Annotated in this window: 23 protein-coding genes and 2 pseudogenes; 13 read left to right on the top strand and 12 right to left on the bottom strand. The window is 57.5% G+C overall.

Going from position 1 to position 26,591, the window contains the following annotated elements; all coding sequences use genetic code 11:
• Positions 1 to 19: 19 nt before the first annotated feature.
• Positions 20 to 1,090 (bottom strand): isochorismatase, encoded by a 1,071-nt coding sequence (locus ACVWXW_RS09480; protein WP_457403662.1) that lies wholly within the window; start codon positions 1,088 to 1,090, stop codon positions 20 to 22.
• Between the two features lie 315 nt (positions 1,091 to 1,405).
• On the opposite strand from ACVWXW_RS09480, the gene ACVWXW_RS09475 reads away from it, so the two are divergent.
• From ACVWXW_RS09475 to ACVWXW_RS09455, 5 genes and pseudogenes are all read left to right on the top strand, one after another.
• Positions 1,406 to 2,788: a nicotinate phosphoribosyltransferase gene (locus ACVWXW_RS09475; RefSeq protein ID WP_457388620.1), complete on the top strand. Its 1,383-nt coding sequence runs from the start codon at positions 1,406 to 1,408 to the stop codon at positions 2,786 to 2,788.
• 130 nt (positions 2,789 to 2,918) lie between these two features.
• On the top strand, positions 2,919 to 4,055 hold the full coding sequence (gene gmd, locus ACVWXW_RS09470; RefSeq protein WP_414344822.1) for a GDP-mannose 4,6-dehydratase: 1,137 nt from the start codon (positions 2,919 to 2,921) through the stop codon (positions 4,053 to 4,055).
• 176 nt (positions 4,056 to 4,231) lie between these two features.
• On the top strand, positions 4,232 to 4,843 hold the full coding sequence (gene rpsD, locus ACVWXW_RS09465) for a 30S ribosomal protein S4 (protein WP_011432724.1): 612 nt from the start codon (positions 4,232 to 4,234) through the stop codon (positions 4,841 to 4,843).
• Between the two features lie 353 nt (positions 4,844 to 5,196).
• Positions 5,197 to 6,398: pseudogene (locus ACVWXW_RS09460) on the top strand (RNA-guided endonuclease InsQ/TnpB family protein).
• Positions 6,399 to 6,498: 100 nt separating this feature from the next.
• Positions 6,499 to 7,005, top strand: a complete 507-nt coding sequence (locus ACVWXW_RS09455; protein ID WP_457403661.1) for a heavy metal-responsive transcriptional regulator — start codon at positions 6,499 to 6,501, stop codon at positions 7,003 to 7,005.
• Here ACVWXW_RS09455 and glmS read toward each other — a convergent pair.
• The 8 genes from glmS to rplI form a co-directional block, all read right to left on the bottom strand.
• On the bottom strand, positions 6,966 to 8,813 hold the full coding sequence (gene glmS, locus ACVWXW_RS09450; RefSeq protein WP_414382665.1) for a glutamine--fructose-6-phosphate transaminase (isomerizing): 1,848 nt from the start codon (positions 8,811 to 8,813) through the stop codon (positions 6,966 to 6,968). The two genes, ACVWXW_RS09455 and glmS, sit on opposite strands and share 40 nt — an antisense overlap.
• A gap of 176 nt (positions 8,814 to 8,989) precedes the next feature.
• Positions 8,990 to 10,213 carry an MlaD family protein gene (locus ACVWXW_RS09445; RefSeq protein ID WP_457403660.1) on the bottom strand — a complete coding sequence of 408 codons (1,224 nt, stop codon included), beginning with the start codon at positions 10,211 to 10,213 and terminating at the stop codon, positions 8,990 to 8,992.
• Positions 10,213 to 11,019 carry an ABC transporter ATP-binding protein gene (locus ACVWXW_RS09440; RefSeq protein ID WP_414355855.1) on the bottom strand — a complete coding sequence of 269 codons (807 nt, stop codon included), beginning with the start codon at positions 11,017 to 11,019 and terminating at the stop codon, positions 10,213 to 10,215. The genes ACVWXW_RS09445 and ACVWXW_RS09440 overlap by 1 nt, the downstream gene beginning before the upstream one ends.
• A gap of 486 nt (positions 11,020 to 11,505) precedes the next feature.
• A complete protein-coding gene (locus ACVWXW_RS09435) occupies positions 11,506 to 12,402 on the bottom strand; it encodes a TerC family protein (protein WP_457403659.1) in 897 nt (298 codons plus the stop codon).
• A gap of 260 nt (positions 12,403 to 12,662) precedes the next feature.
• Entirely contained in the window at positions 12,663 to 13,496 is an 834-nt protein-coding gene (gene larB / locus ACVWXW_RS09430) for a nickel pincer cofactor biosynthesis protein LarB (RefSeq protein WP_457403658.1), read from the bottom strand.
• Between the two features lie 46 nt (positions 13,497 to 13,542).
• Positions 13,543 to 14,439, bottom strand: coding sequence for a universal stress protein (locus ACVWXW_RS09425; protein ID WP_457403657.1), 897 nt, complete (start codon positions 14,437 to 14,439; stop codon positions 13,543 to 13,545).
• Between the two features lie 130 nt (positions 14,440 to 14,569).
• Positions 14,570 to 16,345 (bottom strand): replicative DNA helicase, encoded by a 1,776-nt coding sequence (dnaB, locus tag ACVWXW_RS09420; protein ID WP_414374022.1) that lies wholly within the window; start codon positions 16,343 to 16,345, stop codon positions 14,570 to 14,572.
• Between the two features lie 178 nt (positions 16,346 to 16,523).
• Entirely contained in the window at positions 16,524 to 16,988 is a 465-nt protein-coding gene (gene rplI, locus ACVWXW_RS09415; protein ID WP_414329820.1) for a 50S ribosomal protein L9, read from the bottom strand.
• A 775-nt stretch (positions 16,989 to 17,763) separates the two neighbouring features.
• On the opposite strand from rplI, the gene pstS reads away from it, so the two are divergent.
• The 8 genes and pseudogenes from pstS to ACVWXW_RS09375 form a co-directional block, all read left to right on the top strand.
• Positions 17,764 to 18,840, top strand: a complete 1,077-nt coding sequence (pstS, locus tag ACVWXW_RS09410; protein ID WP_457403655.1) for a phosphate ABC transporter substrate-binding protein PstS — start codon at positions 17,764 to 17,766, stop codon at positions 18,838 to 18,840.
• A 33-nt stretch (positions 18,841 to 18,873) separates the two neighbouring features.
• Positions 18,874 to 19,842: a phosphate ABC transporter permease subunit PstC gene (gene pstC / locus ACVWXW_RS09405; protein WP_457403654.1), complete on the top strand. Its 969-nt coding sequence runs from the start codon at positions 18,874 to 18,876 to the stop codon at positions 19,840 to 19,842.
• Positions 19,843 to 19,848: 6 nt separating this feature from the next.
• Positions 19,849 to 20,739, top strand: coding sequence for a phosphate ABC transporter permease PstA (gene pstA / locus ACVWXW_RS09400; protein ID WP_011432706.1), 891 nt, complete (start codon positions 19,849 to 19,851; stop codon positions 20,737 to 20,739).
• An 82-nt stretch (positions 20,740 to 20,821) separates the two neighbouring features.
• Positions 20,822 to 21,649, top strand: coding sequence for a phosphate ABC transporter ATP-binding protein PstB (gene pstB / locus ACVWXW_RS09395; protein ID WP_457403653.1), 828 nt, complete (start codon positions 20,822 to 20,824; stop codon positions 21,647 to 21,649).
• A gap of 95 nt (positions 21,650 to 21,744) precedes the next feature.
• Positions 21,745 to 22,572 carry a TlyA family RNA methyltransferase gene (locus ACVWXW_RS09390; protein ID WP_457403652.1) on the top strand — a complete coding sequence of 276 codons (828 nt, stop codon included), beginning with the start codon at positions 21,745 to 21,747 and terminating at the stop codon, positions 22,570 to 22,572.
• Positions 22,573 to 22,615: 43 nt separating this feature from the next.
• A complete protein-coding gene (locus ACVWXW_RS09385) occupies positions 22,616 to 23,038 on the top strand; it encodes a tetratricopeptide repeat protein (RefSeq protein ID WP_457403650.1) in 423 nt (140 codons plus the stop codon).
• 354 nt (positions 23,039 to 23,392) lie between these two features.
• Complete coding sequence (locus ACVWXW_RS09380) at positions 23,393 to 23,569, top strand: hypothetical protein (protein WP_414332524.1); 177 nt, start codon at positions 23,393 to 23,395, stop codon at positions 23,567 to 23,569.
• Between the two features lie 112 nt (positions 23,570 to 23,681).
• Positions 23,682 to 23,783, top strand: a pseudogene (locus ACVWXW_RS09375) (copper amine oxidase); the annotation flags it as partial.
• Positions 23,784 to 23,906: 123 nt separating this feature from the next.
• On the opposite strand, the gene sat reads toward ACVWXW_RS09375, so the two are convergent.
• From sat to ACVWXW_RS09360, 3 genes are all read right to left on the bottom strand, one after another.
• On the bottom strand, positions 23,907 to 25,097 hold the full coding sequence (gene sat, locus ACVWXW_RS09370; RefSeq protein ID WP_457403649.1) for a sulfate adenylyltransferase: 1,191 nt from the start codon (positions 25,095 to 25,097) through the stop codon (positions 23,907 to 23,909).
• A gap of 166 nt (positions 25,098 to 25,263) precedes the next feature.
• Positions 25,264 to 25,632: a hypothetical protein gene (locus ACVWXW_RS09365; RefSeq protein ID WP_457403648.1), complete on the bottom strand. Its 369-nt coding sequence runs from the start codon at positions 25,630 to 25,632 to the stop codon at positions 25,264 to 25,266.
• A 140-nt stretch (positions 25,633 to 25,772) separates the two neighbouring features.
• Complete coding sequence (locus ACVWXW_RS09360; protein WP_457403647.1) at positions 25,773 to 26,555, bottom strand: ParA family protein; 783 nt, start codon at positions 26,553 to 26,555, stop codon at positions 25,773 to 25,775.
• Between the last annotated feature and the right edge of the window lie 36 nt (positions 26,556 to 26,591).

Here is a 26,591-nt window from a genome sequence, read left to right as displayed (position 1 = left end):
TCATACCGGATGTTGGAGGTCAGCTGGGATCCCGGGGAAACTCAGGCCACTCCCAGATGGGATCCGTGGAGCGCACTCGGTGCATTCCTGCTTCCGCAAAGCGGGCGAAAGCGGCCTCCGCCTGTTCGCTGAAATCCACAACGCCGGGGATCACCACCGCCGAGGTGCAGTCCTCCAGAAGATAAACTTTCTTGGCCAAGCTGGGATCCGTGGCTTGGATTTCCTGCAGCAGGTCACTCACCGTCCAGGCCACGCAATGGCTTTTGGCTTGGCCAGCCACGATCAGCGCATCAAACTGCAGCAGGTGGCGGATAAGAGGCTCATTTTTCTCGTCGATGGGATCCCCTTCCGGCCCGGTCAAAACCTCCGGGCTAAGCACGGAATAATTTTCCGTCAAGGGATTGGCTCCCTTGAGCTGCAGGCTGGGCTGGCTGCAGCGGGCCATGCCGTGAAAGAAAATCGCCTCCTCCACCGCTGGCACCAGGGCATGGCCAATCCCCCCCAGCATGGAGTGGTAGGGCCAGACGATGAGGGGATATTTTCCCCCCTGCTCCAACTGCTCGGCGTAGTGCAGAGCGTAGACCTGCAACCGCGTCAGATCCCCCTGGGTGAGGTTGGCAGCCATGGCGGGGTTAACCCGCCAGCGTCCGCAGCGGATATCGGCTGCCGAAATGGCCGTGGCCGGCTCAGGATGGGCTCCCTGCGCGTCCACCCAAAAGACGGGGTGGAAGATCTGCATGGCCGTGTGGGTGTCGAGAGTGGCAACAATCTGGGTGATGCAGGCCAAATTGCGGTAGATGAACTGACAAAGCCGTCGATTGTCTTCCACCGCTCCCAATCCGCCGGAACCGGCCACAAACAACTCAAAGCCGGGAATGCAAAAGGTGTTCTGCACATCAATGAGCAGCAAGCCCACCCGCACCCGATCCGCCTCTGCCGGCGGGATCCCTTGCTCCTTGGCCCAGAGCTCGGCTTCTGCTGCCCGCTGTTGGTAGGGCACGCGCCAAATCTCTCCCACCCGCTCCGGATCAAAGTGGGGGGGAAGGCCCGCTGGAGCCGCAACCGTTAGCTCCTGTGGAGTGGCATTCATGGCGTTCTCCCGGTGGGGGCTGGATTGACCAGGCTTGCACAAGCTTGATCTAAGGTTAAAGGAAGTCGGGCTGGTACTTATGGTTGGTTTCACTATAAGTTGGGGAAGAGGTTTTGTCCAGATGGCCGCCTGTATTTCTGGCTGAGTTTGGGTTTGGTGTCTTGTCGAGGCCGATTTTTAGGGTTTTTTGGGGTTGTGATGCTTCTGGTGGATCCCTACAAGCAGCCTTACTTATGGTAAGTTTCACTATAACCTTCGCAACAGCCCTCTGCTCGATCCCGCCGTTCCCCACTGGCTTCTGCCCCGAGGTTTTTCATGTTGAGCCCTGATTTCTCGTCGTTGCAGCCCCAAGACTATGGCTTGCTAACCGACCTGTACCAGTTCACCATGGCCGCTTGCTACGTGGGGGAAGGGCTAGAGGCTCAGCCCGCTGCCTTTGAGCTGTTCGTGCGGCGGCTGCCCACCGACTATGGCTACCTAATCGCCATGGGGCTCACCCAGGCAGTGGACTATCTGCAGCAACTGAGCTTCGCCCCCGAGGCTTTGCGAGCGCTGCGGGAAACGGGCATTTTCGCCGATGCGCCGGAGCGCTTTTGGGAGCTGCTGGCCCGCTGCCGGTTTGAGGGGGATGTGTGGGCGGTGCCGGAAGGAACCGCCATTTTCGCCAACCAGCCCCTGTTGCGGGTGGAAGCCCCCCTCTGGCAAGCCCAACTGGTGGAAACTTACTTGCTGTCCACCTTTAACTACCAGACCCTGATCGCCACCAAGGCGGCCCGTATGCGAGATGCAGCAGGGGATGAGGCCATTTTGTTGGAGTTCGGCACCCGGCGAGCTTTTGGTCCCCAGGCGGGGCTGTGGGCAGCCCGGGCGGCTCTGGCGGCAGGGTTCAATGCCACCTCCAACGTCTTGGCAGCCCTGAAATTGGGGCGCAAGCCGGCAGGAACCATGGCCCATTCCCTAGTGATGGCCATTGCTGCTCTCTCGGGAGACGAAACTCGCGCCTTTCAATCCTTTCGGCGCTACTTTCCCCAGGCTGCGCTTCTAATCGATACCTACGATCCCATCCAAGGGGCGCGCACAGCAGCCCAGCTCTTTGCGGCCAGAAGCCCAGATCAACTGGGATCCCAGGGGGAAATCGGCGGGGTGCGCATCGACTCGGGAGATTTGGAAGATCTCTCTCGCCGGGTGAAACAAATTTTGCCTCAAGGCGCCCCGGTGTTCGTCAGTGGGGATTTGGACGAATACGAGATCGAGCGCCTGCATCGCTCCCAAGCCCCCATCAGCGGTTATGGGGTGGGCACCCGCCTGGTGACCGGAGAAGGCGTGAACGGGGTGTACAAATTGGTGGAAATCAACGGGATCCCGGTGGCCAAAGCTTCCTTTGCCAAAGCCACCCTTCCCGGTCGCAAGCAGATCTTTCGCGGCCCTGAAGGAGACTTGTTGGGCCATGCTGACGAGCCCCCGCCTCCTGGCTACGAACCGCTCTTGCGCAAAGTTATGGAAAAAGGGCTGCTGCTGGATCCCTTGCCGGATCTGGAAGCCATTGCCCGCACCAGCCGCGCCTCTGTGCTGTGCCTGCCCCAGGGAGTGCGACAACTGCGCCAGCCGGATCCCTGGCCCACAGCCCTGACTGCCGCTTTGCAACGGTTGAAAGACCACACCCTTGGCCAGGAATGTGCCTCGGCGGGCCCTGCCTGAGGAGAAGGAGTCCCGCTGCACTATAATGTTCTAGCTTCAAGGTCTCCGCTTTGAGGTTTGAGTTTTGCCATTGGACTTGAGCCTTGAGCCACTTGGTTCTTCATTTTTCCCGATCTTTGCCCCCAGCTCTATGACCCAACGTGCCCTAATTACCGGCATCACCGGACAGGATGGCTCCTATCTGGCCGAGCTGTTGTTGAAGAAAAACTACGAAGTTCACGGCATCATCCGCCGCGCCAGCACCTTCAACACCGACCGCATCGACCACATCTACGTGGATGCCCACAACCCCCAGGCCAGGCTGTTTCTCCACTACGGGGATCTCACGGATGGCACCACCCTGCGCAGGATCCTGGAACAGGTGCAGCCGACGGAAGTGTACAACCTGGGGGCCCAATCCCACGTGCGGGTGAGCTTTGATGCGCCGGAATACACCGTCGATGCAGTGGCCATGGGTACCCTGCGTCTCCTAGAGGCCATCCGCGACTATCAGCAGCGCACCGGGATCCGGGTGAAGTTTTACCAGGCAGGCTCCTCGGAGATGTTCGGCCTGGTGCAAGAGATCCCGCAAAAGGAAACCACCCCCTTCTACCCGCGCAGCCCCTATGCCTGTGCCAAGGTGTACGGCTACTGGCAGACGGTCAACTACCGCGAAGCCTACAACCTCTTCGCCTGCAACGGTATCTTGTTCAACCACGAAAGCCCACGGCGAGGGGAAACCTTTGTAACCCGCAAGATCACCCGCGCCGTCAGCCGCATTGTGGCCGGTAAACAGGACAAGCTCTACCTGGGCAACCTGGATGCCAAGCGGGACTGGGGCTACGCCAAAGACTACGTCGAGGGGATGTGGATGATGCTCCAACAACCCCAGCCGGATGACTATGTGCTGGCTACCGGGGAAACCCACACTGTGCGCGAGTTTGTGGAACGGGCCTTCGCGCTGGTGGGCCTGCCGATTACCTGGAAAGGCTCCGGCCAAGCCGAACAGGGGTTGTACAAAGACCAAGTGTTGATCGAGATCGATCCCCGCTACTACCGCCCAACCGAGGTGGATCTGCTGTTGGGGGATGCTTCAAAAGCCAAGCGAGTCCTAGGATGGGAGCCCAAGGTGAGCTTCCCGCAGTTGGTGGAGCTGATGGTGCTGGCCGACTTGGAAGCCATCGGCCTGGATCCGGATCCCATCTTGGGGGAACGGCGCACCCTCAACGGCCTGCTCAGCGAAGATCGCGCTTTCATCCGCACCCAGCTGGGGGTTCACTACGACTGACAGGGTGAATACAACGGTGGAGACGGGATCCCAAAAGACAGCCTTGACCCCTTGTCCAAAGCAGGAACTAAACGCTTAATATAGTAGATCGCCGATTCTTTTGGTGCCTCGTCCTCTTGCTCCCCAGCTGACCATCTCTTGCTGACTTTGTTTGCTGATTTCGGAGAAATGCCCGCATGTCCCGCTACACAGGCCCCCGCCTAAAAATTATTCGTCGCTTCGGGGGACTTGATCTGCCCGGCTTGACGCGCAAGCGCCCCAAAAATACCAACCCGCCCGGTATGCATGGCGCCGAGCGCAAGAAAAAATCCGAATATGCCATTCGCTTAGAAGAAAAGCAGAAGGTGCGCTTCAACTACGGGCTGAGCGAGCGGCAGATGATCCGCTACATGCGCAAGGCACGGCGCTCCAAGGGATCCACCGGTTTGGCCTTGCTGCAAATGCTGGAAATGCGGTTGGATTGCATCGTGTTTCGTCTGGGCATGGCTCCAACCATTCCGGCAGCTCGGCAGCTCGTGAGCCACGGCCACATAGAGGTTAACGGCCAAAAGGTAACCATTCCCAGCTATGGCTGCAAAGTGGGGGATGTGATTACAGTAAAAAACAAGGAATCTTCCCGCAAGCTGGTGGCCGCCTACGCGGAGTATCCGGGGTTGTTTTTGCCGGACTACCTGGAGTTTGACAAAGAAAAGCTGCGCGGACGCATCAAGGAATTGCCCCCCCGCGAGCAAATTTGCGCCCCGGTCAACGAGCTTTTGGTGGTTGAGTTCTATTCCCGCAAGCTCTAGGGATCCCCTTTTGTGGCCATTGCAAATTGCAGGGGAATTTTGGGCAGTTTGACGTTCTCCTCACCCTTGAGGCCGGGGGATTTTTCACGGTTTGTTTTTTGTAGCGTTTCCCCTGCTCATCGCTCCTGTTGGCGATGCGTAGCGTTAGCTAGACCGCCGGGAAGCCCTGCCCTCTGTTAGTGACTAGTGGCTGGTCACTATCCACTCACCACTATCCAGGGTGAAGGTCGGGATGAGAGGCGGGGACACTTTGGTTTTCAATGGACTGGCCTAAAACCGAGACGGTAACCCCACCGCATGAAGCAATAGGGGCAATAGGGTAGGATTCATTCCAGTAGATTACCCTTGCCTCAATGAGAACTGCTTACCAGTACCGTTTGCGACCTACGCCCAGCCAGATTGCTTTGATGAGCGAGTGGCTAGACTTGTTACGCAAGCAGTACAACTACCGCTTGGCAGAGCGCTTTGCGTGGTGGGAACACAATCGCTGTGACATCAATGCTTGTCCCTTAATCTGTCACTTGCCTGAGCTGAAAGACAAGCCCGATTTCTACTCCCAGAAACGGGACTTGGTGAGCACGAAAGCCCTGTTTCCGGAGTACAGAGCAGTCCATTCGCAAGTCCTCCAGAACTGCATAGAGCGAGTGCACAAAGCATTCGACCGCTGGCTGAAGGGGGACGGTAACGGCAAGCGGGCAGGGAAACCCAGATTCAAGGGAGTTGGGCGGTATCGCTCCTTCAGTTTCCCCCTGATGCAACAGGACTGCATTTGCGGGCAGTTTATCCATCTGCCCAAAATCGGTGCTGTTCGGATAATTCAGCACCGTCCTTTGCCTGACGGTTTTGTCATCAAGACTGCTACCATCACCCGCAAGGCAGACGGGTGGTATGTGACCTTGAGCCTGCAAGATTCGTCCGTCCCTGAGTTTACTCCTGAGTCTGCAACGCTGGAAAACACTACAGGGATCGACGTGGGGCTGGACTCCTTTTTGGTGACCGATGCGGGGGAGTCTGTTCCAGTTCCCCAGTATTACCGCAGAGCCCAAAAGCGGTTAAAGAGACTGCAGCGGGCAGTGTCTCGCAAGAAGAAAGGGTCAAACCGCCTATGGCTAGTGACTAGTGGATAGTGACCAGTGGATAGTGAATAGTGACTATCCACTAACCACTATCTCAGCGCAAAGATTTTCATGACAAAACAGCGAACTGGCTGGTAAGCAAAGGCAAGCATATTGGGTACGAAGCCCTGAATATCAAAGGTATTGCGAGGACGAAGCTAGCAAAATCTACCTATGATGCTGGGTGGGGACAATTTCTGCAAATGCTGGCAGTCAAGGCTGAAAGAGCTGGGCTGAGGGCGATTGCAGTGAATCCCAACGGCAGCAGTCAAAACTGCTCTCGGTGCGGTCAAAGAGTACCGAAAGCGATTCAAGACAGATGGCATTCTTGTTCCCATTGTGGGCTAGAACTAGGGCGCGACCACCATGCGGCCATCAACATCAAGCACAGGGCGGTGGGGCATCCCGTTCTTTTCGCGTCAGCGGGACGTAGTCCTTGAAGCCCGCACTCTCTCGCTTTGGCGGCGCGGAGCGCTTTGCGTCAGCATGAGTGTGGGAGTATGTCACGCTGAAGAAATCTACAGGGATCCAGTTGGGGACATGTCGAATCCTGCTGCTGTCCAGGACTTGTCTGCCAGCCTGAAGATCGGCCAGGTGGCTCTAGCAGCCGGCTTGCCTGTACGCACGGTGCGCTACTACGAATCGATAGGCCTGCTGAAGCCAACGGTGGAACGGGCGGAGTCCAGCTATCGGCTGTTCGACCCTTCGGTTTTGGTTCGCCTGGCTTTTATCCGCCGCTGCCAGAGCCTGGGCCTGAGCTTAGAAGAAATCCGCCACATCCTGGACATCCACGACCGAGGGGAGCAGCCTTGTCCAGAAATTCGCCAGCATCTGCAAGGCAAGCTGCAGGAGATTGAACAGCGAATTGCCGATCTGCAAGCGCTGAAAAGCCAAATTCAAGGTCTCCTCTCCGATTGGCAGATCCCCCCTGCGGCTGCTGATGAAAAAGAGGTGATCTGCCCGATTTTGCAAAAACCAGGGGCCAGGGGCGGCAAGGGCAACAGCCGTTACTCCACCGTTACCGACTTAGCCAAGTTGCGCGGCTGATCCACATCGGCTCCGCGGCGCAAAGCCATGGCGTAGGCGAACAACTGCAGGGGGATCACGTTCAGAACCGCCGACAACAGGGGTGTCGTGCTGGGCACCTCGATGATGTGGTCGGCTTTCTCCCGCACCTGGGTGTCTTCGGGGTTGATGAGGGCGATCACCCGTCCCCCCCGCGCCCGCACCTGTTCGATGTTGGAGAGCATTTTTTCGTAGACGGGATCCCGGGTGGCAATGCACACCACCGGCACCCGCTCGTCGATGAGGGCGATAGGGCCATGCTTCATCTCCCCTGCCGGGTAGCCTTCGGCGTGGATATAGCTCACCTCTTTCATCTTCAAAGCTCCTTCCAAGGCAATCGGGGCGTTAACCCAGCGGCCCAGATAGAGCATGTTGGCAACATGATGGTACTGCTCCGCCAGTTGGTCGTAGAGGGCGGCGTCCTTCAGCATCAGGCTGATCTTGCCCGGCAGCTCAATCAAGGCTTGCAGGTGGGCTTGGATCTGGGCCGGGCTGAGGATCCCTTTGGCTTGGGCCAGTTGCAGGGCCAGCAAATACCCCGCCACCAACATGCCAGTAAACACTTTGGTGGAAGCCACGGCAATCTCCGGACCGGCATGGATGTAGAGAACCCCGGCATCCGCCAGACGGCTGGCCTGGGATCCGATGGCGTTGACAATCGCCAGAGTCGGGATCCCTTGGGTGCGGGCCTCGCTCATGGCTGCCAGCGTATCGACGGTTTCTCCCGACTGGGTTAAGGCCAGCAACAGGTGGTTGGGGCGCAACACCGGCTGGCGGTAGCGAAACTCAGAGGCATAGTCCACCTCCACGGGGGTACGGGCCAAGCTCTCGATGAAGTACTTGAGCACCCAGCAGGCGTGCCAGGCAGTACCACAGGCTACGGCGTGGATGTGCTCAATGTGGGCCAGTTGTGCTTCAGAAAGCGTTAGCCCCTCCAGTGTCACCCGGCCCTGTTCCAGATCCACCCGCCCCCGTAGCGTATCGGTGGTGGTGCGGGGCTGCTCAAAGATCTCCTTTTGCATGAAGTGCTTGTAGCCTCCCTTGGCGGCTGAGACGGGATCCCAGGCCACGGTGATGCTGGATTTGCGCAGCTCCTCGCCGGTAATGCGCAAGTAGCGCACTTGAGACTCCGTGAGAACCGCCATTTCCCCATCCTCCAAGAACACCACCTTGCGGGTATGGCGGACAATGGCAGGCAGATCGGAGGCGACGAAGTTTTCTCCTTCTCCCTCTCCCACCACCACGGCTCCGGCATTGCCCAAACGGGCTGCGATCAGCCGATCCGGCGCCTCCCGATCCAGAGCCACTACGGCGTTTCCTCCCCGCAGTTGCCCCATGACCTGGCCAAAGGCCGCCTCAAAGGAGCCCAGCTCTTCTGTATAGAGGCCGAGCAGTTGGGCGATCACTTCCGTATCGGTTTGGGAGCGAAATGGGATCCCCCGCTCCAAGAGGCGCTCCTTCAGCTCCAGGTAGTTTTCCACAATGCCGTTTTGGATCACCACAATGCGCCCGCGCTCGTCGCACTGGGGGTGAGCATTTTCTTCGGTCACGCCGCCGTGGGTGGCCCAGCGGGTATGTCCGATCCCTACCTTGGCGGTGGGCATGTTGGCGGTGAGCTTCACCAGCAGGTTGTGCAGCTTGCCGGTGGCGCGGACAACTCTCAATCCTTCTTCGGGATCCACTGTGGCAATGCCGGCAGAATCATAGCCCCGATACTCCAAGGTGCGCAGGCCCTCCAACAGGATGGGGGCAGCCCACTGAAAACCCACGTAGCCGACAATGCCACACATTCCTCACACCTCAACCTCAGTCGCGCCAGCGTTGCGTAGCAATACAGGCAACACCTTATCCGCAAAGCCTACCCCAGGTTGGGGATCCCTTCAACGGCTTTGGCCGCCGTTGTTACCTCAGCGGGTCATCTCAGGGATCCCAGACTCCCGCTAGAGAGAGGGGAAAGGCAGCCAACTTATGGGGAAGTCTGCGGCTGCCATCCTTGGGATCCAGGGGCAACTCCCTGGGCAAAAGAGACGGGCGCAAAATTGAACTGATAACCTTCGGCCACCGCGGGCTGGATCCCATCTTCCCCAGGGACGCTGGAGACCAAGTTGCTCAGCCCCAATACCAACTCTCGAATGCCGCGGCGAAACTGGGGATCCCCGGTCAGCTCGTCGATGTCGGCGGTGATCTTTTGCATGTTTTGAAAGGTGATGCGCGCCGAATCGAGGGTTTGGCGCAGAGTAGCTAAAGTGCCCGGATCGTTGAGGCTGGCGGCAATCTGCCGCAGATCTTCGGTAGCTTGGGCCACGTTCTCCGCAGCCGCTCGCACCTCGGCCAGGATCTGGCGCACATCGGCCTGGAGTTGTGGATCGGTAACCAGCGGGCGCACCGCGCTCGACATGGCCTGGAGATCGGCGCTCACCTGCTGGATGTTCTCCAGAGCGGCGTTAAGGGAAGTGCGGTTTTGATCCACCAGGGCGGTGAATTGATCGGCAGCCGCTTGCAAACTGCGGGCAGTTCCCCCCACAGCTCCAGCCGCGTCTTGGATGGCCGTGGCAGCGGTCGTGAATTGCAACAAGTCCAGATCTTCGGTGCGCAGGGCAGCTACTCGCTCTTCCACGGTTTCTGAGAGATCGGCCACGCTATTGGCGACGCGGGTGAGACCTTCTAGGGTGGCGTTAAGGGTGTCGAAGAGCTCATCGTCGTTGATCCGTGTGAGCAACTGATCCAGCCGGATCAATAACTGGCCAAAATCCACTCCAGGTTTGCCCTCCACCACATCCCCATCGCAGATGATTTGACTGCTGTCGCAATCCGCTGCCAGAGGGGATCCCGTTGCCGCCTGACCCCTCCCCTGGGGCAGGATGTCCATCACCGTTTCCCCCACCAACCCCGTCTGTTTGGTTACAAACAGGGCGTTGCGGGGAATAGCCAAAGGCTGGTCAATGGCCACCTGCACCTCCACTTGATTGGGTTGAGGCGTGATACGCTCCACCCGACCTACGGTTACCCCCCGCAGCCGCACGCTGGATCCCTCGGCCAGCCCGGCCACGTTGGTATAGGTGACGGTAAATTGAAAGCCGCGACTGCCGAAGCGCAGGTTGTAGATCCACAAAAACAGGCCGGCAAAGCCCAGCGCCCCCGCCAGGATCAACAGGCCCACTGCCCCTTCTCGCACTGCTCGCGAACGCATCACACCTGCCCCGCCACTTGAATTGGCCCTTCTACGCTACCGCTGAAAAACTGCCGCACAAAGGGGTTATCGCACGTTTCGATCTGCTGCACGGATCCCTCCCACTGCACCCGCCCCTGAGCCAACAGGACAATGCGGTCGGTGGCGCGGTAAATGGTGCTGTGCTGGTGGGTCACCACAATGTAGCTCTCACAGGCTTTTTTCACCTGCTGCAGCTCCCGGATGAGATCTTCAATCACCGTCGAAGCAATGGGATCTAAACCCGCAGTGGGCTCGTCGTACAGCAGCAATTGGGGCTCATCCTGGGGCAGAGAAGGATCCTCCATAATGGCGCGGGCGAAGCTGGCCCGTTTGCGCATCCCCCCCGAGAGTTCTTCTGGCAGGTTGTGCTCTTTGCCCGCCAGTCCCACCGCCTCCAGCTTGGCGGCCACCAATTCCTGAATACGGGAGCGGGGCAACTGCGAGTGCTCGTAGAGCAAAAACCCCACGTTTTCTTCCACCGTCAGGGAGTCGAAGAGGGCGGCCTGCTGAAACACCATCCCTACTCGCAAAGGGGGAGTTGCATGATGGGCTTGAATCTCCGGGAGCGGGATCCCGCACCAGAGCACTTCTCCAGCGTCTGGCTCCGTTAGGCCGGCGATGATGCGCAGCAGCGTCGATTTCCCGGTGCCCGAAGGCCCCACCAGGCCCAGGGCCTCACCCCGGTACACCTTCAGATCCACGTGGTCAAGCACCACCGTCGAGCCGAAGCGCTTGGAAACTTGGCGCAGCTCCACCAAGGGGGCAGTGCTCTGCACTGCTGGCATGCTCAGAACCTCCGCCCTCGCCAAAGGCTGGAGCCTATTTTCCGCGGCCTGCTGCTCCTTTGGGCTGTCTATGCTGCTTCTGAAGCACTTGACCAATGATTTCAAGCAAAACTGGGGGCTCAGGATGCTTCCCTCCTTGAGTCGGCTTCACTGCTAGTTTAGGAGTCGGCAGGGGCCAAGGCAATGAAGCACCCACAGCCCTATCAAGGCAGATCAGGGATCCCTGGCGATAGGCCCAAGCCGTACCTGATACATTCACGCTGAACTCTCCTGAACATGGTTCAGGAAAGAAGCGATCGCATCCTGCCTATCTCTGTTCGCGTCAGCGGGACGGAGTCCAAACAGGAAGGCGGTATCCCGCAAAGCCCTGAGGAATACCCCCCGAGCGCTTTCCCCCTTCACTTCCCGGCAACCGTTGCGGTGGACTCAAGGATCAGGGGGAAACTTGGTCTACTATATCCCTCTCAATGACTTTTGCCAAACCGCCTAAAGCTCAGTAAATTCAGCAAAGTTCAGGGTTTTGGGGGTTAGAGGCATGCTCTCCTCTCCATTCTCTCTGCTCTGGGGCTCAGGGGCGAGGTCTTCCTCAAGGGCAGCCACCCAACCGGAGGGGACGATTTCCATCTCGTCTGTAACCCCTGCTCTTTTCTCTTCCCTCTTCTCTCCGTCAGCCAGCTCCGGCTGTTCATCCTGCTCCGAATTGAGTTTCACGCGCCGCGAGAAACCCCAGACAAATAGGGGGATCACAGCCACCACCATCCCCCACTCCGGGATCTCGATTTGGGGGAAAAACACCTCCAACAACATGGTGCTCCCCACCAAGGCGATGATGGCAAAAGCGGCGTCTTCCAGGTGAGAGAACTCGTCCAACCAACGCAAAAACAGAGAAGCCATGTAGCGCATCAGGGTAATGCCGAGAATGCCGCCGAGGATAATGACCCAAGCCTTGCGGGAGACGCCCACCGAAGCGGCGATGCTGTCGAAAGAAAAGACCAGATCCGTCAGTTCCACCATCACCAGGGTCTGCCAAAAATTGGCGTGGCGGGTGATGTCCTGTTCTTGGCCTTCTTCCTCGCCCCGAAAGTGCTGCCAGGCCAGCCAGAGCAGGTAGCAGGCTCCCAAGAATTGGGCGGGCGGATACTCCACCAACCAAACTGCCGCGAAGACAATAGCAATGCGAAAGCTGTAAGCGCCAATGATGCCCCAGCGCAAGGCCCGATTTTGTTGCTGAGGGGTGGGCAGATGCTTCACCAGAGCTGCTAGGGCAACGGCGTTGTCCGCAGAGAGGGCGGCCTCCAAAAACACCAAAGCCACTACCAAGAAAATATCTGTCCAGGTGAAGGACTGAGTCATCCCTTGCGCCAGGATCAAGGTCGCTCCCATCGCATCTGTTGCATTTTTGACAAGTGTTGCATCAATTAGCATATTCGCGCGTTTTGTCCGCCCCAGTCAGTCCAACACAGCAGTTAACCAGCGTAGGAACTCTCCCCATCTTCGGATAAAGGTACCCCAGAAAAAGGCATGAACCCAGTTAGGTGACCAGAGGCAACACCCTCAAACTCCCGAAGGATGGGAAAGAGAAAGCCCAAGCCTAAACTATGGCCTGAGTATAGCCTGTTTGGCTCAGGATCTATTTACAATTCTTAACCTTCCGAAATCTGTCGATTCCCTGTTGGATCTCCAGTGGGGCCGCATGAACTCAATCGAGCTGCCAGCCGTTGTCCGCAACGCAGGATCTGGCCTGCCAGAATCGCCGCCCCAAAACCGTTATCAATGTTCAGCACTCCCACCCCCGCTGCGCAGGAGTTGAGCATAGTGAGCAGGGCAGCCAAGCCTTGAAAGCTGGCCCCGTAGCCAATGCTGGTGGGCACAGCGATCACCGGACAATCCGCCAGACCCGCCACCACGCTGGCCAAGGCCCCCTCCATGCCCGCCACCACGATCAGCACGTCTGCTTGCAGGGCCGCCCGGTTGTGCAGCAGCCGATGGATCCCGGCCACCCCCACATCCCAGAGGCGCTTCACCTGAAACCCAGAAAGCTCGAGCGTGAGGGCGGCTTCTTCTGCCACCGGTAAGTCGGCAGTGCCGGCGGAGATCACGCTGACCTGTCCAGGATGGCTGACCACCTGCCGGGGCGGGATCCAACACAAGCGGGCCAACTCGGAATACTGGGCCTGGGGCAAGCGGCTGCGGATCTCGGCATACACCTGGGCTTCGATGCGGGTGGCCAAGGCCAGGGATCCCCGCTGGTGGAGTTGCTCCAGGATCTGGGCAATCTGATCTGGGGTCTTGCCCGGCCCCCACACGGCTTCAGGAAAGCCCGTGCGCAAGGGACGGTGGTGATCCACATGGGCGAAATCTCCCACCGGCTCGAAGGGCAGAAAGCGATAGGCCTGCAGAGCTTGCTCTGGGGTGAGCTTCCCTTGGGCCACCGCCCGAAACAGATCCTGCAGCGCTGTCGTGGAAGGGGGGTTCATGGAAGGTGAGTTAATCTGCAACACTCGGCTTGGATCTTGCCTGGATTTATTGGGCCAAAGACCCGCGCGGGAAAAACAACACCGGATGCCAACTTTGCCGCAAAATCTCGCCGGTTAGGCTGCGAACCGACCACTCCCAAAAGCTGCCCACATGGGGGGAGGCAGTGGCAATGGCCGTCATGTCTTCATCGGCAGCAGTAGCCAGGATCTCTTTGAGAGGGGATCCCACCCGCACCAGGGTGCGCAGCTGTACGGGCTTCACCTGCTCGCTCAGGGGTTCAAGCACCTGGGCCAGGTCAGCCTCGGCTTTGCGTTGGAGCACCTCCACCGGAGTTCCTTGGTTGCGGCGGGCGCTGGGATCCACCACGTAGAGCAGGGTAAGCGTCTGGCACTGGGAAGTACCGGGCAGCAGGTGGCCGAGATGGTTCAGCAACTGCTGACGCGGCTGCTCAAAGTCAAAGGGCACCAAGAGGCAGCGAAACAGGTGGCGGCTGCGCAAGCGCAATTCTTCCAGGGTAAAGGTAGCCAGCAGTTGGGGGCGCATCACCAGTAGGGGGATTTTCAGCTTCGGCAACAGCGTCATGGTGGTGCTGCCGAACAATTTTTCGGCGAGCAGGTTGTGGGTACCCATGCCTGTGATTAACAGATCGCAGCCGTAGGCTTGGATCCCTTTTAAGATCGCCTCTGCCGGCTTGCCCACCTGCACCAGAGCCTTGACTTCCAACCCCGCCGGGATCGGGTTCAGCAGCTTCTGCAACTGGGTCTGCTCCGCTTGGACTTCGGGGGTAATGTCGTCGGGAATGCCGATGTCGTCCTCTTGCCAATCTACGCTGCGGACGAAGGTGACGCGCTCGATGCCATTGCTGTGCAGATCTTCTAGACACTTGCCAAAACGCTGCAGGCCATCTCGGCGGTCGGTGGCAATTAACACGTTTTTAAACATATGTTTTGAGCATTAGGAGAGAGGGTAGCCGGCTCAAGAGCAACGCTTTGGCCCGCAGCGATCCTAAGCTAACACCTTGCGGGGTTGTTCCCAAGGCAGCAGCTCCGGATCCCTCTTCGGCATCGGTTGCTCAGCGGTTGGGATCCGCCAGGTTGCGAAACTGGGTGTACTGGCTTTCGAACAGCAGGCGCACGGTACCGGTGGGGCCGTTGCGATGTTTGGCGATGATGACCTCGGCAATGCCGCGATCGCTGGTGTTGGGATCGTAGTATTCCGGGCGATAGATCATCATCACCAGATCGGCATCCTGCTCGATGCTGTTGTGAACTAGCAGACCGTTGGCCACGAAGTTGTGGTGGCGGGGCATCTCGATGTCGTAAACCGGCTGAGGCTCCCCCGGCTCGCTGATGAGCACCACCGGATCCCAGATCAGCCCCTCCTGCACTACCACCGCCACCTCTTCCTCCAATTGCAGCTCGTCGAGGGTTTTCCAGCCGTCTGGGGTCAAGAAGGGATGGTTGCCGGTGGCGCGAATGGAAAAGTTGAGGCGGGTCTTCAGAACACAGGTGGGCTGCCGACCACTGCAAAACACCTTCACAGGCTGTTGGGGCACCAAGCGTCCGCGTCCGTTCAAGCTGAGCAGGCGGGGCAGTTCCGCCGCAGCCGGCAGGGCCGCCAGTTGATCCAACCGCCAGATCTTGCCGCGATCCACATCCATCACCTGCGTATCCCCGGCCAGACAGCCCGATTCCCGCAGATCCGCCAGCTGTGGACGTTTGTCGGAGCGCGACTCGACAGCCCGACTGAGCTGAGACAGCACCAGCACCGGCACCATCAGCTCCTTGGCCATGGCCTTGAGGCCACGGGTAATGCGCGACAGCTCCTGCACCCGGTTGTCGGCGGCGGATCCCTGCATCAGTTGTAGGTAATCGATCAACACCATCCCCAACGTTCCCCCCTGTTCCGCCTGCAAACGCCGCGCTTTGGAGCGAATTTCTGTAACGGTACAGTCGGGGGTATCGTCGATGAACAGGGGCAATTGCGATAAAAAACCAATGGCTTGGCCCAGGCGCTGCCACTCGTGTTCGCTGATGCGCCCAGAACGCAGACGGCTGCTGTCGATGCGGGCTTCGCTGGCCAAAAGCCGCTGCACCAGTTGCTCTCGTGACATTTCCAAGCTAAAGATGGCGACCGGCTGCTTGGCATAGGCAGCCACATTCTGGGCAATGTTGAGGGCAAGACTGGTCTTCCCCATCGAGGGACGACCGGCCAGAATCAGCAAATCGGATCGCTGCAAGCCCTGGGTCAAGTTATCCAGGTCGATGAATTTGGTCGGGATCCCCGGAAGCTGTGCCCCGCTTTGGAACTTCTCTTCCAAGTCCGAGAAGATATTGACCAAAACCTCAGAGGCCGGGATAAGACTGCGCTGCACTCGCTCTTGGGTGAGGCCAAACACCTGCTGCTCGGCTTGATCCATTACCTGAGACAGGGGCTGACTGGTATCGTAGGCCAAACGAGCCAAGGTATTGCTCACCTGGATCAACTGGCGGCGCATGTATTTATCCATCACCAGGCGAGCATACTGGTCGATGTTGACGCTGCTGACGGTTTGCTCCAGCAGACGACGGATCGCCCCTGTTCCTCCCACCCGCTCCAGAAGATGATGATCCGCCAACCAGGCAGACACAGTCATCAGGTCAGTGGGTTGGCCTTGGCTGTGCAGTTGGAGAGCAGCCCGGTAAATCTCTTGGTGGGCAGAGATATAGAACATCTCTGGACGCAGAAACTCCGCGACCCGCACCAACGCATCCGGATCGAGGAGAATGCCCCCCAGGATTTCCTCCTCGGCTTCAATGTTTTGAGGAGGAAGCCGATCCCCACCCGTTAAGTCGTAATCGCTGATCACCACAAGCCAGGATAGGAAAATCAACCCAGCCCTAGGGCAACCGGCCTCTCAGCCAGTCAGCTCCAATCGTCAGGCGGGTCAAGCTCTAGGCTGAGCATACCCGCTTGTTGCCTAAGGCAAAAACCCTACTCACCCCGGGATCCCTCACAGGAATTCAGGGAGCCTCAAAGGTAGCTTCTCATTCGGGAGTAACCTGAATGCGCAGCGTAGCGGTAACTTCGGGGTGTAACTTTACCTGCACGGGATAAACCCCGGTTTTTTTGATTTCCTCGTTGAGGAGAATGTTGCGGCGGTCGATATCTAGACCGCTGGTAGCCAGCACCACCTCAGCAATATCGCTGGTGGTCACCTGCCCAAATAGGAGGTCGTGTTCTCCCACTTTCTTACGGATGACGAAGCGACCAATGGTCTCCAGAGCGGTCTTGTAGTTTTCCGCCCGTTGTTTTTCTGCCAGTTTACGAGCCGCTTCCTGCTCCAGACGCATCTGCTGCTCTTTCAATATGCCAGGGGTAACCCGCACCGCCATCTGCCGCGGGAAGAGGTAGTTGCGAGCATAGCCGGGCTTGACGTTGACAATCTCTCCGGGCTTGCCCAGCCCTGGGATCGCCTGGCGCAGCACAACCTGCATGTTACGTTTCGACATTGGGAAGACACTTCTTTTCTCGACAGCCCTCCATTCTAGAGGCTCAGTAGAGCCATTGTCAGCTTATGGTCATTTCGATTCAAACCAGGACACTGCACCCCCACCTAGAACGTTGGTCGCGCCGTCGCGTCAGCGTTACGGAGCAATAATGTACGGGGGAAGAAGGCTTTTCTCAATAGCCCAGGCGTCTCACCCTAGCCTGAAACGACTATAAACTCCAAAGCAAGCTGCCCCCTACGCCTCAGCCCTTTGGCATGAGGGATCCCTTCTCGGAGCTCATTGCCGATGAAGCTCTCTTGCCGCTCGCAACCCCGGTAGGAAGACAAGAAGCCACCTTGTTTCTAAACCAAAAATGCGGAAGGTTATTTGTTTCAGGAAATACTTAGCAGAGGGTATAGAGTGGCTGACACCAAAGGGGATCCCTTGAGGGGTTTGCAACATTTGGCGGATATCCCCAAGGATAACCTGGGCTTAACCTCGATTTAACCAAAAACAACTGACCTTTACGTTATAGTAGCTGGGCGAATTGGTGAAGTCTTCGATGGAGCGTTCCGTGGGAAACCTTGCGTGCTCGGAGGGAGCCTTGGGGCGCTGCGATCGGTTGAAGGCTTGTTGAGGATCGCAGGGTTAGCTTGAGGGTTGCCTCCAAGCTTCCAGGCGGTAGTGGCATACCCAGCCCGACGAGTTTTGATTGGGTTGGGTAAGGTTCTCGAGTGAAGTAGCCTTTTTTAGATCTGGGCTAGGATTTTATCTTCATCTGGGAGAGGAGATCTGTATGGTGACGTTGCACCCCTTGGAGCGTCGTTCTTTCCTGAAGTTTCTATCTGCCACTGTTGCCGGCTTTGCGGCTAGCCAGGCGAATTGGCAGCGAGTGTTTGCTCGGCAGACCATCACCATCAATGGCGCTGGGGCGACCTTCCCGGCCCCCATCTATCAAACTTGGGCCCAAGAGTTTGGCAAGAAAAACCCTAACATCCAGGTCAACTATCAGTCTGTAGGAAGCGGTGCGGGTCGTCGGCAGTTTGTAGCCCGCACGGTCGATTTCGGTGCCAGTGACAGCGTGCCCCGTCCTGAAGAGATCAACCAAATTGAGAATGAGGCTAACCCTCCCAAAGGGATGGTTTCTGTACCCATGGTGGGCGGAGCGTTAGTTGCAGCGTACAACATTCCTGGGGTGGGCCCCGAAATCCGCCTTTCCCGCCTGGCACTGGCGAATATCTTCCTGGGCAAGATCAAGAACTGGAACGATCCCCTGCTGGCTGGCCTTAACCCACAGGTGACTTTCCCGGATTTGCCGATTACCGTCGTGCATCGCTCTGATGGAAGTGGTACCACCGATATCTTCACCACTCACCTCAACGCTATTAGCCCAGAGTGGAAGCAAAAGGTGGGTCGCGGCTCTTCGGTAAACTGGCCAACCGGCGTAGGGGCGCGTGGGAACGAAGGGGTTTCCGAGCAGATCAAGCAAATTCCTGGCTCGATTGGCTACGTGGAATTCGGCTTTGCCAAGCTCAACAACCTGAACATTGCCCGTCTGGAAAACCGGGCAGGCAAGTTTGTAACTCCCAACGTCGAGACGGAGAAAGCGGCGCTGGCCAGAATTCAGCTCGACGAGCGTTTGCTGGGGGTCGATCCGGATCCTAGTGGGGAAGACTCTTACCCTATTGCGGGCTACACCTGGATCCTTGCCTACAAGGTTTACCCCAAAGCCGAGACTTCCAAGGCCGTTAGAGAGTTTCTCCGCTACGGCCTCACTGAGGGGCAGGCTTTCGCTGAGCAGTTGGGATATGTCCCTCTGCCGGAAGAAACGCGGCAAAAAGCTCTGGCTGCGCTGGAAGGCATTACCCCGTAAAAACTCTTACCAACCACTTCTGGCTTCAGGCGGATGAATACCTTTTTTTCTGACAGCAGTTCTATGTTTCGGCCTCGGCCGGTTTTCCAGCGCCGGCGCGACCAGGTTTTTATCTGGGCTACGCGGATTGCCGTGTTTTTCTCGGCCTTCCTGCTGCTCTGGATTGCTCTGGAGATCGGCATTCAGTCTTTACCTGCTATAGACAGGTTTGGACTAAGCTTTTTCTGGAACACCACCTGGGATCCGGTCGAGGATATCTATGGGGCCTGGCCACAGATCTACGGCACGCTAGTGACTTCTCTCATCGCTCTGATTGTGGGGGTTCCTTTTAGCTTTGGCATCTCTATTTTTCTGAGCGAGGATTTTCTTCCGAAGTCCTTGCGTCTGGCTCTGATCATTGTGGTTGAGCTGTTGGCGGCTATTCCCAGTGTGGTGTTCGGCATTTGGGGATTGTTTGTCTTCATCCCCTTCTTCCGCCCCGTTCAGATGTTCCTGTACGAGAACTTCAATTGGCTTCCCATTTTCAGCACACCACCGATTGGGCCGGGGATGCTGACGGCAGGGGTTGTCTTGGGGATCATGATCATCCCCATCATCACGGCCATCGCCAGAGAGGTTTTGGTGGCTGTTCCTCCTGAGCTGCGCGCGGCTGCCTATGCGATGGGGGCTACGCGATGGGAAGCCATTTTTGGAGTGGTACTACCGGCTGCGATTGGGGGTATGTTGGGGGCTGTGGTGCTGGGTTTGGGACGCGCCCTGGGCGAGACCATGGCGGTGGCAATGCTGATTGGCAATGCGCGGGGGATTAGAGTCTCGCTTTTGGCCCCTGCCAGCAACATCCCTGCATTGCTGGCCAGCGAGTTTGCAGAAGCAGCCGACAAGCAGATCTCGGCTCTGATGTATGCGGCTTTGATCTTGCTGGTCATTACGCTGGTGGTCAACATCATCGCTGAGCTATTGGTTCGGCGCGTCAAGTTTGCTTTGACGGCTTCTCGGGAGTAGAGGAACATGGCGACACAAGTGGCAGCACAGGCCAATTTGTTCAAACGCAAAGTCAGATCCAAGCGCGTCGTGCTGGACTGGGTGATGACAGGCCTGATCTTTGCTTCCAGCATTTTTGCGATTGTTGTGCTCGCTTCCATCCTTTACTATGTTTTCGTCAATGGCATTGAGCGCTTCAATTGGCAGACCTTAACCCAGCTTCCTCCTCCTCCTGGCGATCAGGTAGGCGGCTTTGGCAACGCTGTGCTGGGAACGATCATTGTGGTATCGATTGCCATTACAATCACTTTCCCTATTGGTCTATTTGCTGCGATCTATCTCTCGGAGTTCGGCCAGAACAGTTCTACAGCATCATCTCTGCGTTTCATTATCAAAGTGCTGACGGGGGTTCCTTCCATCATCGCTGGCGTGTTCGCCTATGGGGTGCTGGTGCTTTCCACCAAGACCTTTTCTGCCCTTTCTGGCGGAGTAGCTCTATCGGTATTGACTTTGCCGATCATCATCCTCTCCTGCGAGGAGGCTCTGCGCTTGGTGCCGGCGGACACTCGGGCTGCCGCCTACGCCTTGGGAGCTTCGCGGGTGCAGACTGTGTTTCGAGTTGTCTTGCCAGCTGCTTTGCCGGTCGTTCTGACGGGAGTGACCTTGGCCATTGCCCGAGCAGCTGGGGAGACTGCACCTCTAATTTTTACTGCTCTGTTCAGCTTTCTATGGCCTGATGGTCTGCTGAAGCCAGTAGCCTCGTTGGCGGTGCTGATCTACAACTTTGCCATTGTTCCCTTCGAGAACCAGCAGAAAATTGCTTGGGGAGGAGCCTTGGCTTTGGTGATTCTGGTTTTGATCACCACGATCAGTTTCCGGCTGCTGCTGAGTCGTCGTCAGGAAACCATTACTATCTGATCTGGTTCTTCTGAGATTTTTGCCTCACTATTCTTCGATTTTGAGTTTGGGTTCTGAAGCAACGTCTACCTCTGGTATTCCTATGCGCCCTCCATTTCCCGGCACTCCTGATTCCTCTAAGAAGTCTGCCAACTTAACTGTTAAGCTGGAAACGCAAGCAGTCAGTGTTTACTACGGCTCTCATTTGGCGGTGAAGCAGGTTTCTCTGAAGATTCCCAAGAATCACATCACTGCTTTTATTGGCCCTTCCGGCTGCGGCAAGAGTACTTTGCTGCGCTGCTTTAACCGCATGAACGATCTGATCCCGGGGGCGAGAGTAGAGGGATCCGTAATTTTTCACGGGAAAAACATCTACGATCCCGATGTAGATCCTGCTGAAGTGCGGCGGCGAGTTGGCCTGGTGTTCCAAAAGCCCAACCCCTTCCCGAAGTCCATCTACGACAACATTGCCTTTGGGCCACGGGTCAACGGCTACCAAGGAGACTTGGATGAGCTGGTAGAGCGCGCATTGCGTCAGGCCGTCCTCTGGGACGAGGTGAAAGACAAGTTGAAGACGAGCGGCCTCTCCCTTTCGGGGGGACAGCAGCAGCGCCTCTGCATTGCCCGCACCTTGGCCATCCAACCAGAGGTGATCCTGATGGACGAGCCCTGTGCCTCGTTGGATCCAATCTCCACGTTGCGCATTGAGGAGTTGCTCAAGGAACTGGGCCGTCGCTACACGATCATTATCGTTACCCACAACATGCAGCAGGCAGCGCGGGTCTCCGACTTTACCGCCTTCTTCAACACTGAAGTCGACGAAGAGGGGTTTCGCTACGGACGGTTGGTGGAGTTTAACCGCACTGAGAAAATCTTCAACGCTCCCGCCCACCGGGAAACGGAAGAGTACGTGAGCGGACGGTTCGGCTAATCTGCTGTTGGCGATCCCTCAATTCTGGTCAGTTGGGATCCCGCTCGCCTATTCTAATGGGCGGGAAGATCTATGCAAGGTGAGGCACCGGCGAGATGGCCAAGCGGGTGCGTCTGGATAGCTGGTTGGTGGAGCGCGGATATTTTTCCTCACGCCAGCAAGCGCAACGCTCCATTTTGGCAGGAGAAGTCTTTCTAAATGGGATGCGGGCGGAAAAGCCTGGAACCTGGGTGAGCGGGGATCCGACGGTGCAAGTCCAGTCTGGGCCTGCTTTTGTCTCACGGGGGGGAGAAAAGCTACAGGGGGCGCTGCAAACTTTTCCTGTTCAGGTGCAGGGTCGTATTTGTTTGGATGCGGGCATTTCCACAGGAGGTTTTACAGACTGCTTGTTGAAACGGGGAGCCCAGCGGGTCTACGGAGTGGATGTGGGCTATGGGCAACTGGCCTGGTCTTTGCGAACGGATGCGCGGGTGATCCTAAAGGAGCGGGCCAACTTGCGCCATCTGCAGCCGGAGGATCTGTACGGAAGCGAGGCACCTCCCCAGAGCTGGCCGGATTTGGCGGTGGTAGACCTGTCTTTTATTTCCCTGACTAAGGTGCTAGCTCCGCTGTGGAACCTATTGCGTTTCCCACGGGAGGCGCTGTTGCTGGTGAAGCCCCAGTTTGAGGCGGGCCGAGACCAGGTGGGTAAAAAGGGGGTGGTACGGGATCCGGTTGTCCATGCCCGCGTGCTGGAGACGGTGATGCGCTCGGCCGTGGCCCAGGGTTGGCAGGTGCAAGGCTACACGTGGTCGCCCATCACTGGCCCTGCCGGCAATATCGAGTATTGGCTCTGGCTGGCTGAAGGAGAAGGGATCCCTCTCCCCAGCGGCAGTGCGCTACAACAGATGAGCGAGCAGGCGAGAGCGACTTTACATGCATAGATCGTCGATTTTGTCAATAAGCTAATGTGCTGGGTTGGGGGAGATGAGCCAAAAAATTGAAGAATTGTTTCAGGAAGGGATTCGGCGCTATGAATCCGGGGAAGCGGCCAAGACGTTAATTCCCTCTTTTGAGTCGATCTGTAAGGGATCCCCAAAGGCGGCGGCTTGGACGTGCTTGTCCTGGCTCTACCTTCTGGAGGGGCAGGCGGAAAAAGCTCTGAAGGCCGCCCAGACTGCTGTGAAGTTGGATCCGGTGGATGCCCAGCCCCGTGTGAATCTGACCCTAGCCATGCTGGAGCTGAAAAAAACGGGGGTACGTCAGCAGGTGGAGGCCATTAAGCAAATCTTGGCACGGGATCCCGAGCAGATTGAGGGCGTCAAATCCAACCTGAAGGAGGGAGGGAACCGCCGTCCTGCTTGGCCCCACTTGAGCAAGATTTACAACTGGCTTTTTGAAGAAGATTAAGTGACCCTATTCCTTGTTTTGCAACAAGACTTTAGGAAAATCTAGAGCTTTTTATTTTAATCTACAACTCTTAGCGATGTTCTCATGGAGTTGGTGCTAAACTTCTTGTACCCAATAGCAATATGGGATCCATTTATCGATAGGGGTTAGCTCTCGTCGCTTCTCTTCCCCGGCCTCAGTTGATTGATGAGATTGAACTCCGGGCTGGCGCGAGATGCTTAGCTCGGCGGTGGCTGCACTTCATTATATTGCAGTGGTGTTGCACTGCCGCTGCTTCCATAGCCACTGAATCGAGTCCCGTTTTCCAACCTCACTTTTTTGACCCCTTTGACTGCAGATGGGAGGAACTTTAAGATGAACCGTCAGACCGTTTGGGTTAAGAGCGATACCCGAAACCACCAAGGCTATTTCATTCCCCAGTGTGAGTATACTTTGGTCGAGGCCGACCAAAACGGCTGGGCGCTGATCTGTGCGGACAATGCCCGCTGCTATTATGTGGATCCCGAACAACTCTGGTTTGAGGCGGGATGAGAACTGTTGCTGCCTATTCAGGGCTGCTTGACTTCGAGGGAGTTCTGTAGAAACGCGGGCTCCCCATCATACATTCTCCCCATGCCGTTGGGCAGGGTTTTTTTCATGGGATGAGGATTGGCCCGTCATGCCTGTACACAGAACGGGCTTTAGGCTGGTACCTTGGGGCTTCTTCGACCGCAACCCGACAATCAATCTAGCGGAGCCGGCCTGATACTCGACTGGAATCTGGTTCAAGTTCAACTTTCAATACAACTTTTTTCAATACAACTTTCAATACAGAGGGTCTGGTCTGTCCCAGGCCCTTTTTGACTGCCACTTAGGGAGATTCCCAGGGTTAACCCCGCTCTCGCATGGCTTCGGCCAGCAGCCGGGCCACTTCTGGTCGAGAAAACTCCGGCGGGGGCACTTCACCGCGGCGCAGCATTTCCCGCACCTTGGTACCTGAGAGGTGAATGCGCTGGTGAGGCTGGCTGGGGCTGGTCTTGGCCGTGGCCATGGTGCCGGTGACGGTGCAATAGAAAGCATGTTCAAACTTCAAGGGAATGATGCCCAGCTCCCCCGGCTGGAACTCATCGAAAATGTGTTGGGCATCGTAGGTACCGTAGTAGTTCCCCACCCCGGCGTGATCCCGCCCCACAATGAAATGGGTACAGCCATAGTTTTTGCGAATGAGAGCATGGAAAATAGCCTCGCGGGGGCCGGCGTAGCGCATCGACGCAGGATTGATGGCCAAGATCACCCGCTCCTTGGGGTAGTACTTTTCGATCAACACCTCGTAGCAGCGCATACGCACATCGGCGGGAATGTCGTCGCTTTTGGTAGCCCCCACCAGCGGGTGCAAAAATAGCCCGTCCACAATCTCCAAGGCACATTTTTGGATGTATTCATGGGCGCGGTGGATGGGGTTGCGGGTTTGGAAGCCTACAATGGTTCTCCAGCCTCTTTCCCGAAACAGGTGCCGCGATTGGGCCGGGTCAATCTGGTAGGCCGGAAAAAGAGGGTGGGGATCCCGCTGCAGGAGGGTGACGGGGCCGGCCAAATAGACGGATCCCTGCTCGTAGAGCACCTTTACCCCTGGATGCTGCTCATCGGTGGTGCGATAAACTTGCCGGGCTTCGCGGGTTTTGTCGTAGGTAAATTTCTCCGTCAGCTCCAGTAAGCCCAGGATCTTGCCCTCGGCACTGGCCAAGGCAATCATTTGCCCCTCTTTCAGACCCGCTGCCACTTCCGAGGAGACCGGCAAGGTGACCGGCAGCGACCAAGCCAAGCCATTGGCCAGGTGCATCGTTTCCAGGACGGCCTGGTAGTCTTCCCGCCCCATAAACCCCGTCAGTGGGCTGAAGCCCCCAATGGCGATCATCTCCAGATCCGATTGGGCCCGCTCGTCGAGATAGAGGATGGGGCAATGTTCTGCTTTGGAACGCAGCTCCTGCGCCTGCTCAGGCGGGGCAATGCAGTTGATCAGGGTGCCCCCGTGGGGCGGAATGGCATCACCAGCAGGGAGAGTCGATGGAGATTGGCTCATGAGAAGGGCACTGAGAACAAAGGTTATCCAATCCAATATCCAACTATCGGATCCCAGATCCCCAGAAAGTGGGGAAGAAAGCACAGGTCGGGCTGAAAGCAGGCGGGAGCAGAACAGATGAAGACCCCATCCAGGCTCACACCCTCAGGGATCCCTTCCATCCCAGTCAATCCAGCAGATAGGGAGGCATGCTTTCATCGGTGGCCGATACGTTGTCGAAGATGGGCCGATTCATGATCTTCTTTTGCGCGTGCAGAGGCGAGGATTGGGGTTTGGGCTGAATGATGGGGGCTTGCTCTTTGGGTTTCCGTAACTCCTGGATGGTTTTGGCCCGCTCGTCCGCAACCGCTTGCAACTGCGCCAGCGCCTTTTGCAATTCGTCCCGATGGGCAGTGACTTGCTGCAATTGAGCTTGCAGGGCAGAGACTTTGTTTTGGTAGTCTTGCAAGAGTTGTTGAGCTTCGGCCAGTTGGCTTTTGAGGGCTTCCATTTCCGGCGATTCTGGGGTTGGTTCTGAGGGAGACTGAGAAGACATCGTTGTCGGCTCCTCGCCTGTGGGAGTAGACTCTGCGGAGGTGGGCTCTGAACTGGTTTTAGCACCGGCCTTGCGCCGAATTCCGCCGGAGCGGCGGGAAATTTCCCCCGACGAAGGAAAGAGGCTACGGTCAGATCCGGTCACAAGAGCACCTCGTGTTCAACCAACTGTAGCAGCCGCTGACACACCGCCGACCCAGGCCGATAGTCCATCACCGTCAAGCCGTAGTCAAAAGCAATGCGCAAATCGCTGCTATCTGGAATAGTAACGGGTGAAAGCACATCCGCAAAAATCTGTTGCGCTTGCACATACAATTGCCCGGTATGGGATCCCGACCAAATGCCCCCCGGCAGATAGCGGTCATCCAGCATTGTCAAAATGGCGCGGGCTTGGCTTAGCTGGCCTTTCAGGGCCTCAATGTAGCGCAAGGTCACTTCCGTGCAGGAGAAATCGGCGCGGTTGAGCCGTGTCGGGATCAGTACCCGCTGGGCCACCCGCAGGGCATTGGCGGTGAGAGCATTCAGTTCTCCCGGCGTATCGAGAAAGATGAAGTCGTAGTCCTGCAGCAAGGGATCCAGTTGGCGCTGCAATAGATTCTGCCCCATCTCTCCGGCAGCAGCCAGTTGGGCCGCCACTTCCGCCATGGTGCTGTGGGAGGGCGCCACATCTACCCCCTTGTCGGTGCAGTAGATCACCTCTTCCAGAGGACGTTGGTGTTGCGGGTGTAAGCTGGCCCAAACCGTTTCCGGTGCCGGCAAGGATCCGGCCCCTTCCAGGTAAAGGTTGCTGGCAGTGGCCTGGGACGTGAGATCGATGAGCAAAACTCGGTATCCCCGTTGGGCCGTCAACTGAGCCGCGTGGACGCAGAGGGTGGACTTGCCGGTGCCCCCTTTGTTGTTGGTAAAGGCCAGGATGCGCGCCATCAGCTCCCCCCGTTTTGCCAACTTGTTCCCCTTTCC

The sequence above is a fragment of the Thermostichus sp. MS-CIW-30 genome (genome assembly GCF_054058015.1).
This window is presented reverse-complemented; position numbering and strand designations above follow the sequence as displayed.